We start from the raw sequence: 14,610 nt of genomic DNA, 5'->3' as shown, positions 1-14,610 counted from the left end.
TCGCACCAGTCCGCCAGCCCCGGAGTTTGTCATGCATTTCGGCTCATGCTGGCTTGGATACGTGCGAGCCATTCGTGAGCTACGGCACGCACATGGCGACGCTGATGGCGGAGATCATGGGCAGGCGCGCCGGTCTCAATACGTGGACGGGCTTTGACTGGCCGGCGATTCCAGGTCACTTCGGAAAGCCCTGGTTTCTGCCGTTCGGCGGAGCGTGCTATCGACTCAAGGACATCCTGCAATGACTTCTCCCGTGATTCACCTGATGCAAGCCGGAAGGCTGGACCGGTTCTTCATCGATGGCGATTGGAGCGTGCCCGACGGCGGCGACCGGTTCGCGGTCGTGTGCCCTTCCACCGAGGGCACACTGTGCGAGATCCCGCTCGGCAGCGCGCGCGACGCCGACCGGGCCGCAAGCGCTGCGCGCCGGGCGTTCGAGCGTTGGTCGGCTACTTCGCCGCAAGAGCGCGCCGCGCTGCTCGACCGCATTCATGCGTTGATCATCGAGCGTGCGGAACTGTTTGCCACCGCGCTCGCCATGGAGATGGGCGCGCCCATCGGCTATGCGCGTGCCGCGCATGTGCCGCTCGCAGCCGAACATATCCGGGTTGCGCGCGACAACCTCGCGAGCTACTCGTTCGTCACGCGGCGGGGGACTACCGCGATTGCGCGCGAGCCGATCGGCGTGTGCGCGCTGATCACGCCATGGAACTGGCCGATCTATCAAATCACCGCTAAGGTCGGGCCGGCGCTTGCCGCCGGCTGTACGGTGGTGCTCAAACCGAGCGAGCTAGCGCCGCTCAGCGCGCTGCTGTTCACGGAAGTGATCGCCGATGCGGGCGTGCCCGCCGGCGTATTCAACCTTGTGAGCGGCAGCGGTGCGGAGGTAGGCGCTGCACTTGCGGCGCACCCTGAGGTCGACATGGTGTCGATCACCGGATCGACGCGGGCGGGCGTGCTGGTTGCGCAGGCGGCTGCGCCGACGGTCAAGCGCGTCGCGCAGGAGCTCGGCGGCAAGTCGCCGAACATCGTCTTGCCGGACGCGGACCTGGAGCGGGCTATTGCGCCGGGCGTGGCCGCCGCGTTCCGGAACATGGGGCAGTCGTGCAGCGCGCCGACCCGCATGATCGTGCCGCGCAACGTGCTCGGCGCGGTCGAAGAACAGGCCATCGCGGCAGCGCAGCGGCTCATCGTCGGCGACCCTTTCGCCGAAGCAACGACGCATGGGCCGCTCGCCAATCGCGCGCAGTTCGGGCGGGTCGCGCAGATGATCGACGTAGGCCTCGACGAACGCGCCAGGTTGATCGCCGGTGGACCGGGGCGGCCTGCGGGCTTCGACAAGGGCTTTTATGCGCGACCGACGATATTCTCCGACGTGCGCACGGACATGACGATCGCGCAGCAGGAGATCTTCGGTCCGGTCCTCGCGATCCTGCCTTACGACACCGTTGACGAAGCCGTCGCGATCGCGAACGACACGGTGTACGGGCTCGGCGCGCATGTGCAGGGCACGGACATGGAACGCGTGCGCGCGGTGGCCGCGCGCATCCGGTCGGGGCAGGTGCATCTGAACTATCCGGCGTGGGATCCGCAGGCGCCATTCGGCGGATACAAGCAATCGGGCAACGGCCGCGAGTACGGGATCGAAGGGATGGAGGAGTACATGGAGGTCAAGTCGATCCTCGGATACTACGACTGACGCGGCCGCTGCGCGCAAAGGCGCCGACAGTACAGGATGTAAGCCATCGACTTTCCGAAGGTGCCTAAATTGGAAGACTCCGTTGATTCCGAAATGTCGCTGAGCGCGCATCAAGCGCACTGGGCCGGACTGCGCCGCGATCTGCATGCGCATCCCGAGCTGCGGTTCGAGGAGCACAGAACGGCCGGCGTCGTCGCTCGCGAGCTTGAAGCGCTCGGGTATTCGGTGTCGCGCGGGCTGGGCGGCACGGGTGTCGTCGCGAGCCTGAGCGGTGCGGATCCGGGCCGCGGCATCGTGCTGCGCGCCGATCTCGATGCGTTACCAATCCGCGAAGCCAACGACTTCGCGCACGCATCGTGCACGCACGGGATCATGCACGCGTGCGGGCATGACGGCCATACCGTCATGTTGCTGGGCGCCGCGCGCATCCTGAAGGAACTGCCGCAATTGCCGGGCGCCGTTCATTTCGTGTTTCAGCCCGGAGAAGAGGGCGGCGCGGGCGCCCGCAAGATGATCGACGACGGCCTGTTCGAGCAATATCCCACCGAAGCGGTGTTTGGCATGCACAACTGGCCCGGCTTGCCCGCCGGGCATTTCGGGCTGCGCACCGGCCCGATCATGGCCGCGGGCTCCCGCTTCAGGATTACGGTAACGGGCAAGGGCGCGCATGCAGCGCAGCCGCATCTGGGCATCGATCCGGTACCGCTCGCGTGCGCGATGGTGCTGCAGTGTCAGACCATCGCCGCGCGACACAAGGATCCCGTCGATCCGGCCGTCATTTCCGTCTGTATGTTCCATGCGGGTACGACGGACAACGTCATTCCGGACACTGCCGAGTTGCGCGGCACGATTCGCACGCTGTCGTCCGAGTTGCAGCAGAAGCTGCAGCGCAACGTCCAGCTTGCGTGCGAGGGGCTAGCCGCGGCTCATGGCGCGCTGGTCGACGTGGAGTTTTTTCAGTACTACCCGGCCACGGTCAACACGCCAGCCGAGACGGCGCTGTGCGAAGCGGTGATTCGCGACACGTTCGGAGACCAGCGCCTGTACCGCGACGTGCCGCCGAATATGACGTCCGAAGACTTCGGCTTCATGCTGGAGGAGCGGCCGGGCGCTTACGTGCTGATCGGCAATACGCGGGACGGCGCGGCCGCGCCGGCACTGCATCACCCAAGATACGATTTCAACGACGACATCATTTCGGCCGGCGTCCGGTATTGGGTTGCGTTGGCGCAGCATTACTTCAAGCCATCGCCTTGATGCGCCGATTTGGCGTCATAGACCGGCTGAATGGGCGGGGCATCGTGCTGTGTTCGATGCGCACCGCTCGACAGCAGGGCGCTCGTACACTGGGAGGCCGGCGTGCGTGCGTCCATATTGCGTCCGCGGTTCAGATGATCGTCGATTGCCGCCGCGCACCCGAGCCCGCGCGGGTGAAGGAAGATCGTGAACGCGGCGGTTTCGAGATCCGCCTCGCGGAATTCGCTGGCTGCCCGGTTGTGGCCGCACTGCGTCCCACGACCGGGCACGCCGCTCGCCCCTGGCCCACACCTGATACAACAGGCATAACCGCATGCAATCTGACACTTGGCGTCGATCAGGAGGATCTCGGCAACAGGGCTCTGATCCCCGCTACGATTGACTGAGGGCTCAGGACGTTCGCAGCGCACGTTTTCTGCGATACCCGAATCTGACGTGTCCATAAGAGCCTCAATGTCAGTAGATTATCGGCCCTTGAAGACCGGCGGCCGCTTCTCTACCGATGCCCGCGTCGCTTCGCGCGCATCCTCGGTGTACATGAGCTTTGTGCTGTAACCCTGCTCGTGCTCGTAAGCGGCTTCGAGCGGCATCGATTCGATGTCGTTAAGCGCCTGCTTTGCGTAACGTAATCCGAGCGGGCTTTTGGCGGCGATCTTCGCTGCGAGCTTCAGCGCCGCGGGCATCAGGTTTTCGGGCTCAACGACTTCATCGATCAGTCCCAGCCGGAACGCTTCCTGCGCTCCGATCGGTTCGCCCGTGAAATACATTCGACGCAGCGCGCCCTGCGGAATAAGGCGGCCGTGATGAGCCGCACCACCGCAGCGGCCCACGTTGATCTCGGGCGTGCCAAAACGTGCATTGCTCGCAGCGATGCGAATGTCGCACACTGTGGCCAGTACGGAACCGGCACCAAGCGCCGGACCGTTGACAGCGGCGATGACGGGAATCGGGCAACGGTAGACGGCGGAGAACGTCCTGCGCACGATGGCCGCGCGTTCGGGGTCCTGCTCGGGTGTTGCGCTCAAGAATTCGTTCAGGTCCAGGCCTGCGCAAAAAGCGCGATTGCCCGCACCGGTGAAGATGGCGCAATGGACATCGAGTTCATTACCGAGGCTTTCGAACACATCGGCGATTTCGCCATAGAGCGCGAGGGTGAGTGCGTTGACCGGCGGCCGGTCAATGGTAACGATCGCGACGCCATCGCGCTTTTCAAGAATCAGTGACATGGGTTGCCTTTCGGGAAGTGACTAGTGCAATCAAGCGTCAAACCGGTAAATGCGTGCGGGGTTATCGACAAGGATGGTCTTACGCAACGAAGCGTCATCCACCCAGTCATGGAATGTATCCAGCAAGTCGGCCACGTCCGGCGCAGCATCGCCCATTCGGACGTAAGGCCAGTCTGAACTCCATACGAGCTGTTGCGCGTTCGCTTCGACCATCAGATCGTGGAATGGACGCAGATCCTCATAGTGCGGGGCTCGCCTCGACACCCGACACAGAGCCAGTTTTACGCCGATGCGTCCCTCGCGCAGCAGTGCGAGGATGTTCCGGAAGTCGTGATGGCTGGTCCCGAGCGATGGATCGAAACACGTCATGTGTTCGAAGACCACGCACAATCCCGCCCGCTGGAGGTTCTCAGTAATGGTGGGAACGTCGGAGCATTGCGCCCAAACCTGAGCGTGCCAATCGAGTGCCTTCATGCGGCTCGCAAGCGACAGCGCAACCTCCAGCCCGACACTGCCCGCGAACGGTTTACCCGTCTGCGGACTCGGCATTTCATTAAAACGCAGTGCGCGTACGCCACTGTTATGGAGGTTTTGCAACTCATCCTCGGTCACATCTCGCTGTGCGACTGCGACGCCGCGAATCCTTCCGGCACCCGCCTTGAGCGCCGCCACGAGCGCCTCATTGTTGGTGCCGTACGGCGCCGGCTGAACGAGCACGCCGCGTCTGGCGCCAATTGTGTCCAGCATGGCGAAATAGGTGGTTGAAGGCGCGAGCGGCGGCGGGTAACTGGACGGTGTCGCAAACGGAAAATCCCGGTACGGACCGAAAACATGCGAATGCGCATCGCAGGCGTCCTCGGGAAGCGGCAGACTCGGTGCACTCGGCATCCGCGCGGGCACGACCTCCACGGGGCGCAGGGGATCCATAAAAACGCTCATGGCTTCACTCCCCATCGCCAGGTTCGGTGCGGCGCATCGAGTCGCGCTCGGCGAATCGCGCATGCCACGCTGCGAGCATCGGATGGCCGTTGCGCCATTGCGCATCGGGCAGGCGGAAGTCGTAGTAGGAGAGTACGCAAGCTATGGCGATATCACCGATCTGGATCGCGTCAAGCCGTAATTGAGGCGCCAGTTTCTCCAACGCATCGAGCGACGCAGTCGACTTAACCTTGAAAGCTGCGAGCCACTCCGGGCGCTGTTGCGGCTGAGGCTTGTTGCGCTCCTGGCGCCAGAGCAGCAACACGTCGAGCAAGCCGTCAGCAAAAGCCTGTTGTTGCAGCGCGACGAAGCGCTCGCGACCCTCGACCGGAAAGAGCTTCGCACCAGCGTGCAACGTGTCGAGGTATTCGCAGATGACCGATGAGTCGAACAGAGCGAATCCATCGTCGAGAACGAGCGTAGGCAACTTGCTCAACGGGTTGTCGGGCAATAGATCGAGGTTGGGTTTATCCATTGCCACTGGAGAACGCACGCATTCGAACTTGTCGACGATACCCGCCTCGTACGCGCATACCATCACCTTGCGGACGAACGGCGAGCGCGGCGACCAATGCAGTTTCATGTGCTTGTCCTTGAGGAGCGTTGAGGAACACACGAAACTCGGCCAGGTCATTGTGCAGCGATACGACCTGCTTTCGTGTTAGGGCAATTATATGGCCTTTTGACCTAATGGCACCGAAAAACTCATGGGTGAAAACACTGATACGAGGACTGCGAGCGCCGCGCCTGGCGGCGCCCCGTATAAGACTTAGAGAGTGACCTTAATATCCAGGCGGATGACATCGCCCCGATACACGCCGTTGCCTACGAAAACGATGTTTCCATCAGCATCGGTTGCAGTGCGATAGGCATGAGCAACAGGCGCATTGAGCGGGATCTGCAGCATCCGCGATAATTCCATGTCGGCGGTGCCGATCGTAATTGTCTGGCGAATCTCCTGAAGCTTGAGGTCTGGCATATCGCGCAGGATTCGCATGGTCGTGTACTGCTTGAACGCGGACTTCGGGATGCGGCGGCTCAGGCGCTCGTCAATATACGCATCGCCGAGATAATAGGGTTGGCCTTCGCGTGAATGGCGTCGGCGCCAGTGGTGATAGGAAGGGGCGAGCTTGCCGCCGGTGTGCAGGATGTTGGTGGGCATGACGCCCTTTTCGGACTTCAGCAATTCGATGCTGGCCCCCTCCGCGGCGAGCAGCAGGCCGGACAAGTCGGTAGGCACCTCGCACCAGAGCTGGCTCTGTGGCTTCTGAGTGACGAAGGTACCCTTGGCCCGAAAGCGTTCGATGAGCTTGTCCTCCTCGAGGATGTCAAGCGCCTGCCGGACCGTGGCGCGAGCGACGGCGCATTCTTCGGCCAGTTCATCGACTGTCGGAATCTGCGTGCCGACACCCCATTGACCCGACTCAATGCGCCTCCTGAAGAGCGTCGCAAGCTGGATGTAGCGGGCTACCCCGCTCAGGCTGAAATCAATGGCTGGTTCCTTCAGGGCCGCCTCTGTGCTCATTCCAACTCCGGATGATGTCAAGTGGCTCTTCCAGCGCGACTGCCGAGAGCAGCCCGCGCCCGCGAGCCCTCATAGTTTAATCCAAAGAACTGGTAGTCTAGCCTACTGACTTTTTTCGGCTGTCCGACCAGACGGGAAAGCAGATTCGTCCCCGTTTCCGGCTTCCGCATCGGATGGCGGACATGACAAGGAACAACGCGCAAGAGTTGGCAGCGCCTCGCCTGATCCGTTCGTATGGGGCAGGGGCGCGAGCGGCGGCGACACATCGTCGGGCAACGGGATCTGGTGGACGTTGAGCGTCATCGACACGAGCGTGTAGTAACCAATCACCGCTCCAAGCTCAACTACACCGACGTTGCCCCATCGATGCATGACACGCTGGTAGACCTCCTCATCGACATTGCCGGTCTGTTGCAGCTGTCGCGCGAATTCGTAAATATCAGCTTCTTCCGCGTCATCAAATGCTGGCTGGGCGCCTGTCCTGATTGCGTCCAGCACGGCTTGGCTCAGACCGGCACGCAGGGCTGCCTCGGCGTGTATATGCCATTCGAGTTGGCTGTTCCAGCGACGCGCCGTGACAACGATCGCCAGTTCATTCAATCGCGCCGGCAAGGTTGTCCCGTAACGCAGGATTTCTCCAAAGCGTTGCCAGCGGTCAGCCAGCTCGGGGCGATGAAGCGCAGCGCGCAAGGGGCCGACGACCGTCCCGCGTGGTCCGTCGACGACGGCCCGATAGACGCGCTCCTGTTCGGCAGTCATCGATTCGGGAGAAAAAAGGGGAATGCGTGCCACGTTCAGTCCTTGCAAATTAATGTCATTTGGTCTGCATCGCCCGCTTCACGCGCGCGTAATGCCAAGTTCACTCAACACCTGGTCCGTATGCTGCCCGAGCGTCGGGGGTGCGCGGTCGAAGCTCAACGGTGCATTGCGCAGCCGAATCGGGCTCACCACCTGAGGCACTGTGCCGGAGACCGGATGAGGAAGATGGCGCAGCATCTCGCGGTGCTTGACCTGAGCGTCTTCGAAAACCATTGGAATCGTATTGATCGGCCCACACGGCACCGTGGCGGCATCGAGTTTGGCGAGCCAGACCGCGAGGTCGTCTTTAAGCAGCGCTTCGCGAATGATCGCGAGCAGCGCCGGAAGGTTACGCACGCGCTGGGCATTGGTCGCAAAGCGCTCGTCGTCAGCCAGTTCGGAACGCGCGATGACGTCGCAGAATTTGCGGAACTGGCCGTCGTTACCAACCGCGAGGACCAGATAGCCATCCCGGCACTTGAACACGTCCTGCGGCTGGATGTTCGGATGCTTGTTGCCGTTGCGAGCCGGCGTCTTGCCCGAGACAAGATAGTTCATCGCCTGATTGGCGAGAAACGCGACCTGAACGTCGAGCATCGCCACATCGATGTACTCGCCTTCGCCCGTTTCGTTGCGCCTTGCGAGCGCGGCGAGAATGCCGACCGTTGCGTACATGCCCGTCATGATGTCGACGATCGGCACGCCAACCTTTTGCGGGCCGCCCCCCGGTTCGTCGTCACGCTCGCCCGTCACGCTCATCAGCCCGCCCATCGCCTGAATCATAAAGTCGTAGGCGGCGTTTTCCGACTTCGGGCCATCTTGACCAAAACCCGTGATCGAGCAGTAGATCAGGTCCGGCCTGACTGCCTTCAAGTCGTCGTAGGCAAGGCCATAACGCTTCAGGGCGCCGGCCTTGAAGTTCTCAAGCACAACGTCGCACTGCGCCGCCAACGCACGTACGGTTTCCTGTCCCTCAGGGGTCGCCAGGTCAACTGCGACCGAGCGTTTGCCCCGATTCACGGACAGAAAATAGCCTGACTCCTTCGACGACGTACCATCGCTTGCTTTCAGGAACGGCGGCCCCCAACTGCGGGTGTCGTCCCCGACTTCGGGGCGTTCCACCTTGATGACGTCGGCGCCGAGGTCCGCAAGGATCTGGCCACTCCAGGGGCCAGCCATGATGCGGCTGAGGTCGAGCACTCTGACGTGAGAGAGGGGTCCACTCATGATCTTTTCCCATTCCAATCGATAGTTCGCGTGACGACTCGTTGTCGTTTCAACGTACGTCACGATCCATGCGTCGTATTTTGTCTGTTTCTGGGCCCCGACACCGCCCGTAAAAACCCTATAGGTCATGTTATTGACTTGTATATGTCCAAGGTCTCTAATTCGGCTACCGAGTGCGCTTGCTCGCATCGAGCCTGTTCAAAGACGGAGACAGCAGTGACCATCCAGACATCCACCTCGCCGACTGGCAACCTATCCGCTGGTATTACGACGGAAAACGCCGTCTATAAGAAGCTGCTCTGGCGCTTAATGCCGCTTCTCATGCTGCTGTACATCGTTGCTTTTATCGATCGCTCCAATGTCGGCTTCGCGAAGCTGAGCTTCCTGCGCGACTTGGGGCTTTCTGAGACAGTGTTCGGAATTGGGGCCGGCATCTTTTACGCCGGATACATGCTCTTCGAGATTCCGAGCAACATGCTGCTAGCAAAAATCGGCGCCCGAAAGACATTTCTCAGGATCATGGTTCTTTGGGCAGTGTGTTCGGCCGGGCTGGCCGCCATGAACAGTCAGAACGGCTATTATCTTTGGCGCTTTCTGCTCGGCGCTTCCGAGGCAGGACTCTTCCCCGGCATTCTGCTTTACCTCACCTACTGGGTGCCGGTCTCCCGCCGGGCACGCTTTACCGCCCTCTTCATGGCCTCCATTCCTATTGCGGGTGTGATCGGCGGCCCACTGTCGGGCATCATCATGCACACGATGGATGGTGTTGCTGGGCTGCACAGCTGGCGATGGCTTTTTCTGATTGAAGGTATGCCGCCGTTGCTGCTGATCTTCGTCGTGATGCGGCGGCTGCATGATACGCCAGCTAATGCGCCATGGCTCTCGTCGGACGAGGTCGCCGTCATTGAGCGCGATTTGCGTGCCGACCGCGAGGCGAGCAGCGTCAACGCCCACAAGTCCTTCGGAAAGGCGCTGCTCTCGCCTCGTTTTTATCTGTTGACAGGAATGGGTGTCGCGCTCCTCGCCGGCGCGTCGAACGTTTTCTTCTGGTTGCCTACAATCATCAACCGAACTGGTATTACCGATGTGTGGACGATCGGCGTATTGTCGTCGCTCCCCTTCATCGCTGGCTTCGTCTGTCAGTACCTCGTGGCTCGACACTCCGACGCGCGCAAGGAGCGCCGCTGGCACGCCGCGCTTTCTGGTCTGGTCGCAGCGGTGGGCTGGGCCGCTCTGCCGCTAGTGTCGGCAAATCCTGCGCTGTCGGTCGTCGCATTGATCGTGACCGCAGCCGGTACGTTTTCCGCAATGGGACCGTTCTGGTCCATGCCCAGCCTCTATCTGAGCAAAGAAGCCGCCGCGGGTGGGATTGCGTTGATCAGCACGCTTGCTGGACTTGGCAGCCTCGTCAGCCCTGGCATCATCGGCTGGCTCAACCAGACCACACACACGCTCGCCGCGGGCCAGTATTACCTTGCAGCCCTGATGCTGATTGGCGCCGTTACTGTCGTCGCGGTGGGTCGTCACGACACGCCGAACAAGACGAAAAACGTCTGAGCAGCCCCGCAGAGCCGAGGATCGATCCTCGGCATCGCTTCACAACACCATTACGTAACTATCAACGTGAGGCACCGCTTTTCGGTCTCTCTGATGGCGGAGGCTTGCCCACGCCCATATAAAACCAAACCTTGGAGACTGTTAATGAAAAAGCATTCCTGCTCGCTTTGCGCGCTCGCGGCGCTCAGCGCCTTCGCCACTGCCGCGTATGGTCAAAGCAGCGTTACGCTCTACGGCATTGTTGATGCCGGCTTCAACTATCAGTCGAACGCCAATGGCGGACGCCTGTTTGCCATGGTGAGCGGCGTTAATCAGGGAAGTCGGTTCGGACTTTCAGGAAGCGAGGATCTCGGCGGGGGGCTTAAAGCGATCTTCCGGCTGGAAAATGGATTCGACATCACGAACGGGCGACTCGGCCAAGGGGGCCTGATGTTCGGCCGGCAAGCCTATGTCGGGCTCTCCAGCACGTACGGTACCGTGACATTCGGCCGACAGTATGACGCGCTCACCGACTTCCTGGGTCAGTACTCAGTGAGCAACCAGTGGGGCGGCTACGTCTCGGCCCATCCGGGTGACCTTGACAACTTCAATTACAGCTTCCGAAGCAATAACGCGATGAAGTTCAGGAGTGCGGACTACGCTGGCTTCTCATTCGGCGGCACGTACAGTCTCGGAGGTGTAGCTGGTGACGTGACGCGTAATCAGATTTGGTCATTCGGCGCCGGTTACACGCGCGGCCCGCTCTCCCTCGGTGTCGCCTATCTCAATGCCCGGAACCCCAACACGAGCTTGTTCGGAGGCAACTCCGCGACGACTGCAACGGCCACCGTGGCCAATGCAACATCGCCCGTTTATCGCGGTTTCCTCTCGGCGCATTCCTATCAGGACATCGGTGCAGGCGCGTCATACACATACGGCGCCGCCACTTTCGGCGCAACGTATTCAAATATCAGATTCCGTGACATGGGCGATACGACCTCTGGGCCAAACCCGAGCCGATATGCGGGAAATGCGACATTCAACAACGCCGAGGTGAACTTCAGCTATCACATCACGCCTGCGTGGATGGCGGGCGTTGCTTACGACTACACCAAGGGTAGCTCGAACAACGTCAATGAAGGGGCGACTTACCACCAAGCCGAGGCCAGCACGCACTACTTCTTGTCCAAGAGAACGGACGTTTATTTAACGGCCGTCTATCAGCACGCCTCAGGTGTCGATTCGACAAACCATAAGGCGGTTGCGGCCATCAACGTTCTGACGCCATCCTCATCGGACAGCGTTACCATGGTACGTATCGGCCTGCGTCACAAGTTCTGACGACGGCATGAAGACGCTCAGATACAGCATGGTCCGGTATGCAACATGCGGCCTGGCATAGTAAATCGAGCGTAAGCGGTTTTCGAGCGGAAACTTTAAGCAACAAATACCCGAAAGAAAGGAGAAGATCGTGGCGATCTCATACGATCAGTTGAAAGCAGTGACGGCGCAGATGTATGACCGCTCGCTCAGACGGGTCCCGGAAGATGCCAGGCGCGCTCTCAGCGCTGCCCACACACGAGAACGCAGCGAAGTTGCCAGAAATACGCTGACCATCATGCTCAAGAGCGCCGAGGCTGCAGAATCACGCAACCACTTCGTATGCTCGGATGCGGGCTTTCCCGCCTACCTCGTGCGAATCGGATCACAAGTGACTTTCGAGGGAAGTGTCAAAAAAGCAATTCGTGACGGGTTCAAGGAACTGACCAACACAATTAACCCTCCGCTACTGCAGCATATAACGAATCCCCTCACTCTCGAGCGCAGTTACGAGGGTAAGGATATGCCAATTATCACGTTCGACGTCATTGACGACGCCGACTACATTGATATCACCTGCTCTCCTAAAGCGTTAGGATCCGGGCGTTGGGCGGCTCTCGAGATCTTTACGTTCCCATCCTTGGAGACCATCGAGAAGTTCATTCTGGACACGGTCATTCGCGCTGGCTCACAGGCTTGTCCGCCTGTGGTTGTAGGCGTGGGAATTGGCGGAAGTTTTGACTATGCCGCCAAGATGGCCAAGGAAGCTACGTTTCGCCGGATGGAGGAAGAAAATCCTGAGCCGATTCTGGCCACTATGGAAGAGCGCCTGCTAAAGGCGATCAACTCTACGGGTTTTGGTCCTATGGGTACCGGTGGCGATACCACTGCCATGGCGGTCCACATCAATTACGCCGCAGGACATGGATTCACCCCTGTAGCCGTGTGCTTCAATTGCTGGATCGATCGTCGTACGCGGGTGCGTATCAGCAACGACGGCGAAGTCACGGTAATTGAATAGGACGATAAATCATGCTCAAGACACACCATCTTCATCTGCCGCTCGACGACAGCTCAGTACGGGATCTATCGGTAGGTGACCTCGTCTATTTGAGCGGAGAGATTGTCGTATCGGCTGGGCTTCCCACCTATCAGCGCCTCACGGAGTTCGTCAACGACAAAAAGCCACTTCCGCTCGACTTCTCTGGTGGCACGCTTTTTCACGTAGGAAGCATGACCCGTGAAAATGATGATGGGTACGAGATGCTGTATCTCAACCCCACGACCAGTACGCGCTTCAACCAATACATGCCAACATTGATTCGTGGGCTTGGCTTGCGTCTCACTGGTGGTAAGGGCGGGCTTGATCTCGAAAGCGTTCAAGCCATGAAGGAGGCTGGGTGTATATACCTATCGTTCCTGGGAGGTGGTTGCGCATTGCTGTCTGAAGCGATCCGCGAAGTCACAGGCGTGTATTGGAAAGATCTCATCACGCACTACCGGCTAGTTAAAGTAAGAGTCGAAAACCTCGGTCCGCTGACTGTTGGGATAGACGTGCATGGCAACAGCGTCTATGAGGGGCTTACTCAAAATGCCCTTTCTAAACTCCCGGAAATCCTGACGACTCTTCAAGACGAACGCCAAGCCGGCTCATACGAGTAAGGAATCGTTGGTAACATCGCCTGAAGCACTCCGGTACATTTTTAATAGCAGCGAGTACTGCGGCGCTTTAAGGAAAGGAAGAACATGCGAATTTGTGTAGTGGGCGCCGGCGCAATCGGCGGCTTCTTTGCCGCACGCCTGGCGAAAGCCGGTCACGATGTAAGTGTGGTCGCACGCGGCGCAACGCTTTTTGCGATTGATAACCGGGGGCTGACTCTACAAAGTGATGGGCAGACGATTCACACCCGGCCCAAGGCAAGCGATAACGCGGAGGTTCTTGGGGAACAGGACGTTGTGATCTTTACCGTTAAGTCTCCCGCACTACCGAAAGCGGCTCAACAGGCCAAGCCCTTAATCGGCCCAAACACCATTGTCATTCCAGCACTGAATGGCGTTCCCTGGTGGTTTTTCCTCTCGGAGTCTGTTCCGCTCTCGGGATTGCGCCTGGAAGCCGTGGATCCCGAGGGACGCCTCGAAGCGGCGCTGCCGATTGACCAGATTGTAGGCTGCGTTGTATTCCCGTCCTGCTCGACGTTAGAGCCGGGCGTAGTGAGGCATGCTTCTGGAAACCGCGTCGCGTTCGGAGAGCCGTTCGGTGCGTCCAGCGAGCGGATAAAGATGATCGCGGAAGCCATGAGCGACGCAGGATTTGACGCCACCGCTGTTCGCGACATCCGCAACGAGATATGGTTGAAACTACTCGGAAATCTTTGCTTCAATCCGGTTAGCATGCTAGCTGAGCGTGCAACGGATGAGCTCATTGACGACCCGAACATTAATGCGCTTTTCGAATCCATGATGCAAGAAGCAATCGATTTAGGAGGTAGGATCGGGATAGACCTAACCGTAGAGCCGAAACAACGGATCGCGCTGACTCGCCGGCTCGGACACGTCAAAACATCGATGCTCCAGGACTGGGAGGCCAGGAAGCCGATCGAGCTGGAAGCGATTCTTGGAAGTGTTGTGTCAATCGCGGGCGAAGTGAAACAGTCGGCACCGTTGCTGAACGCGGTTTACGCGATAGCCAAAGCGCGTGCTAGTGGTCTGGGGATTGCTGTATCGTGATCGTTAGGAAGTTGCTGCAAGCACGCGGCGAGGCGCGTGACTGGACCATCCGCCTGTAATTATTGACAGTCTTGCGTTTCGGAATCATTGGGGCAGTCCTTACGCGCGCGGGAGGACTACTGGAGCTGGAATCCGACGGCGGAGGCATGTCGCCTGAGGGCCGGGATGCTGCGCTGCCTTTGCTGTTCCTCGTAACGCTGTCGCCCCTGGTCAACGAACGCTTCACCGCGCGTCAGCATGAAATAGACCATGCGGGCGAGCTTGTGGGCCCCGCGGTGTTGGCGCGCGGTTTGTCCATACGCTCGAACGGTGAAACT

14 protein-coding genes and 2 pseudogenes are annotated in these 14,610 nt (G+C 60.0%); 8 read left to right on the top strand and 8 right to left on the bottom strand.

The features are described 5' to 3' along the window. Window positions 1-71: 71 nt before the first annotated feature. The 3 genes and pseudogenes from P5W99_RS27535 to P5W99_RS27525 all read left to right on the top strand — a co-directional run. A pseudogene (locus tag P5W99_RS27535) lies at window positions 72-245 on the top strand (FAD-dependent oxidoreductase); the annotation flags it as partial. Further along, window positions 242-1,699, top strand: coding sequence for an aldehyde dehydrogenase family protein (locus P5W99_RS27530; protein WP_421027933.1), 1,458 nt, complete (start codon window positions 242-244; stop codon window positions 1,697-1,699). The pseudogene P5W99_RS27535 and the gene P5W99_RS27530, both read left to right, overlap by 4 nt. Window positions 1,700-1,792: 93 nt before the next feature. Next, on the top strand, window positions 1,793-2,956 hold the full coding sequence (locus tag P5W99_RS27525; protein ID WP_421028050.1) for a M20 aminoacylase family protein: 1,164 nt from the start codon (window positions 1,793-1,795) through the stop codon (window positions 2,954-2,956). Here P5W99_RS27525 and P5W99_RS27520 read toward each other — a convergent pair. The 7 genes from P5W99_RS27520 to P5W99_RS27490 all read right to left on the bottom strand — a co-directional run bounded on the left by P5W99_RS27520 (window position 2,935) and on the right by P5W99_RS27490 (window position 8,710). Next, the gene (locus tag P5W99_RS27520; RefSeq protein WP_421028059.1) at window positions 2,935-3,399 is read right to left on the bottom strand and encodes a hypothetical protein; all 465 of its coding nucleotides are present in this window, start codon (window positions 3,397-3,399) and stop codon (window positions 2,935-2,937) included. The two genes, P5W99_RS27525 and P5W99_RS27520, sit on opposite strands and share 22 nt — an antisense overlap. A gap of 21 nt (window positions 3,400-3,420) precedes the next feature. Next, window positions 3,421-4,182 (bottom strand): enoyl-CoA hydratase-related protein, encoded by a 762-nt coding sequence (locus P5W99_RS27515; RefSeq protein ID WP_421027932.1) that lies wholly within the window; start codon window positions 4,180-4,182, stop codon window positions 3,421-3,423. 30 nt (window positions 4,183-4,212) lie between these two features. Next, window positions 4,213-5,121 (bottom strand): amidohydrolase family protein, encoded by a 909-nt coding sequence (locus tag P5W99_RS27510; protein ID WP_421027931.1) that lies wholly within the window; start codon window positions 5,119-5,121, stop codon window positions 4,213-4,215. Window positions 5,122-5,125: 4 nt separating this feature from the next. Next, a complete protein-coding gene (locus P5W99_RS27505) occupies window positions 5,126-5,743 on the bottom strand; it encodes a glutathione S-transferase N-terminal domain-containing protein (RefSeq protein WP_421027930.1) in 618 nt (205 codons plus the stop codon). Between the two features lie 186 nt (window positions 5,744-5,929). Then, complete coding sequence (locus P5W99_RS27500) at window positions 5,930-6,685, bottom strand: GntR family transcriptional regulator (protein WP_421027929.1); 756 nt, start codon at window positions 6,683-6,685, stop codon at window positions 5,930-5,932. A 102-nt stretch (window positions 6,686-6,787) separates the two neighbouring features. After that, the gene (locus P5W99_RS27495; protein WP_421027928.1) at window positions 6,788-7,477 is read right to left on the bottom strand and encodes a carboxymuconolactone decarboxylase family protein; all 690 of its coding nucleotides are present in this window, start codon (window positions 7,475-7,477) and stop codon (window positions 6,788-6,790) included. Between the two features lie 45 nt (window positions 7,478-7,522). After that, entirely contained in the window at window positions 7,523-8,710 is a 1,188-nt protein-coding gene (locus P5W99_RS27490; protein WP_421028049.1) for a CaiB/BaiF CoA transferase family protein, read from the bottom strand. A 216-nt stretch (window positions 8,711-8,926) separates the two neighbouring features. Between P5W99_RS27490 and P5W99_RS27485 the strand changes: the two genes are divergently transcribed. From P5W99_RS27485 to P5W99_RS27465, 5 genes are all read left to right on the top strand, one after another. Further along, the gene (locus P5W99_RS27485) at window positions 8,927-10,267 is read left to right on the top strand and encodes an MFS transporter (protein ID WP_421027927.1); all 1,341 of its coding nucleotides are present in this window, start codon (window positions 8,927-8,929) and stop codon (window positions 10,265-10,267) included. A 144-nt stretch (window positions 10,268-10,411) separates the two neighbouring features. Further along, window positions 10,412-11,587 (top strand): porin, encoded by a 1,176-nt coding sequence (locus P5W99_RS27480; protein ID WP_421027926.1) that lies wholly within the window; start codon window positions 10,412-10,414, stop codon window positions 11,585-11,587. 130 nt (window positions 11,588-11,717) lie between these two features. After that, window positions 11,718-12,587 carry a fumarate hydratase gene (locus tag P5W99_RS27475; RefSeq protein WP_421027925.1) on the top strand — a complete coding sequence of 290 codons (870 nt, stop codon included), beginning with the start codon at window positions 11,718-11,720 and terminating at the stop codon, window positions 12,585-12,587. An 11-nt stretch (window positions 12,588-12,598) separates the two neighbouring features. Continuing rightward, on the top strand, window positions 12,599-13,228 hold the full coding sequence (locus P5W99_RS27470) for a fumarate hydratase C-terminal domain-containing protein (protein ID WP_421027924.1): 630 nt from the start codon (window positions 12,599-12,601) through the stop codon (window positions 13,226-13,228). A gap of 84 nt (window positions 13,229-13,312) precedes the next feature. Further along, the gene (locus tag P5W99_RS27465) at window positions 13,313-14,293 is read left to right on the top strand and encodes a ketopantoate reductase family protein (RefSeq protein ID WP_421027923.1); all 981 of its coding nucleotides are present in this window, start codon (window positions 13,313-13,315) and stop codon (window positions 14,291-14,293) included. A 116-nt stretch (window positions 14,294-14,409) separates the two neighbouring features. Here P5W99_RS27465 and P5W99_RS27460 read toward each other — a convergent pair. Then, a pseudogene (locus P5W99_RS27460) lies at window positions 14,410-14,594 on the bottom strand (IS110 family transposase); the annotation flags it as partial. Window positions 14,595-14,610 lie beyond the last annotated feature (16 nt).

Source organism: Paraburkholderia sp. A3BS-1L (assembly GCF_051125215.1).
In the GTDB taxonomy this organism is placed as follows: domain Bacteria; phylum Pseudomonadota; class Gammaproteobacteria; order Burkholderiales; family Burkholderiaceae; genus Paraburkholderia.
The sequence above is the reverse complement of the archived record's forward strand: the minus strand, read 5'-3'. Positions and strand labels throughout refer to the sequence as shown.

What these genes read in the sequence shown, in the direction of transcription:
- P5W99_RS27505 (WP_421027930.1), bottom strand. Translation starts at nt 5,743, where the DNA reads ATGAAACTGCATTGGTCGCCGCGCTCGCCGTTCGTCCGCAAGGTGATG.
- P5W99_RS27480 (WP_421027926.1), top strand. Translation starts at nt 10,412, where the DNA reads ATGAAAAAGCATTCCTGCTCGCTTTGCGCGCTCGCGGCGCTCAGCGCC.
- P5W99_RS27510 (WP_421027931.1), bottom strand. Translation starts at nt 5,121, where the DNA reads ATGAGCGTTTTTATGGATCCCCTGCGCCCCGTGGAGGTCGTGCCCGCG.
- P5W99_RS27500 (WP_421027929.1), bottom strand. Translation starts at nt 6,685, where the DNA reads ATGAGCACAGAGGCGGCCCTGAAGGAACCAGCCATTGATTTCAGCCTG.
- P5W99_RS27515 (WP_421027932.1), bottom strand. Translation starts at nt 4,182, where the DNA reads ATGTCACTGATTCTTGAAAAGCGCGATGGCGTCGCGATCGTTACCATT.
- P5W99_RS27490 (WP_421028049.1), bottom strand. Translation starts at nt 8,710, where the DNA reads ATGAGTGGACCCCTCTCTCACGTCAGAGTGCTCGACCTCAGCCGCATC.
- P5W99_RS27470 (WP_421027924.1), top strand. Translation starts at nt 12,599, where the DNA reads ATGCTCAAGACACACCATCTTCATCTGCCGCTCGACGACAGCTCAGTA.
- P5W99_RS27520 (WP_421028059.1), bottom strand. Translation starts at nt 3,399, where the DNA reads ATGGACACGTCAGATTCGGGTATCGCAGAAAACGTGCGCTGCGAACGT.
- P5W99_RS27530 (WP_421027933.1), top strand. Translation starts at nt 242, where the DNA reads ATGACTTCTCCCGTGATTCACCTGATGCAAGCCGGAAGGCTGGACCGG.
- P5W99_RS27525 (WP_421028050.1), top strand. Translation starts at nt 1,793, where the DNA reads ATGTCGCTGAGCGCGCATCAAGCGCACTGGGCCGGACTGCGCCGCGAT.
- P5W99_RS27465 (WP_421027923.1), top strand. Translation starts at nt 13,313, where the DNA reads ATGCGAATTTGTGTAGTGGGCGCCGGCGCAATCGGCGGCTTCTTTGCC.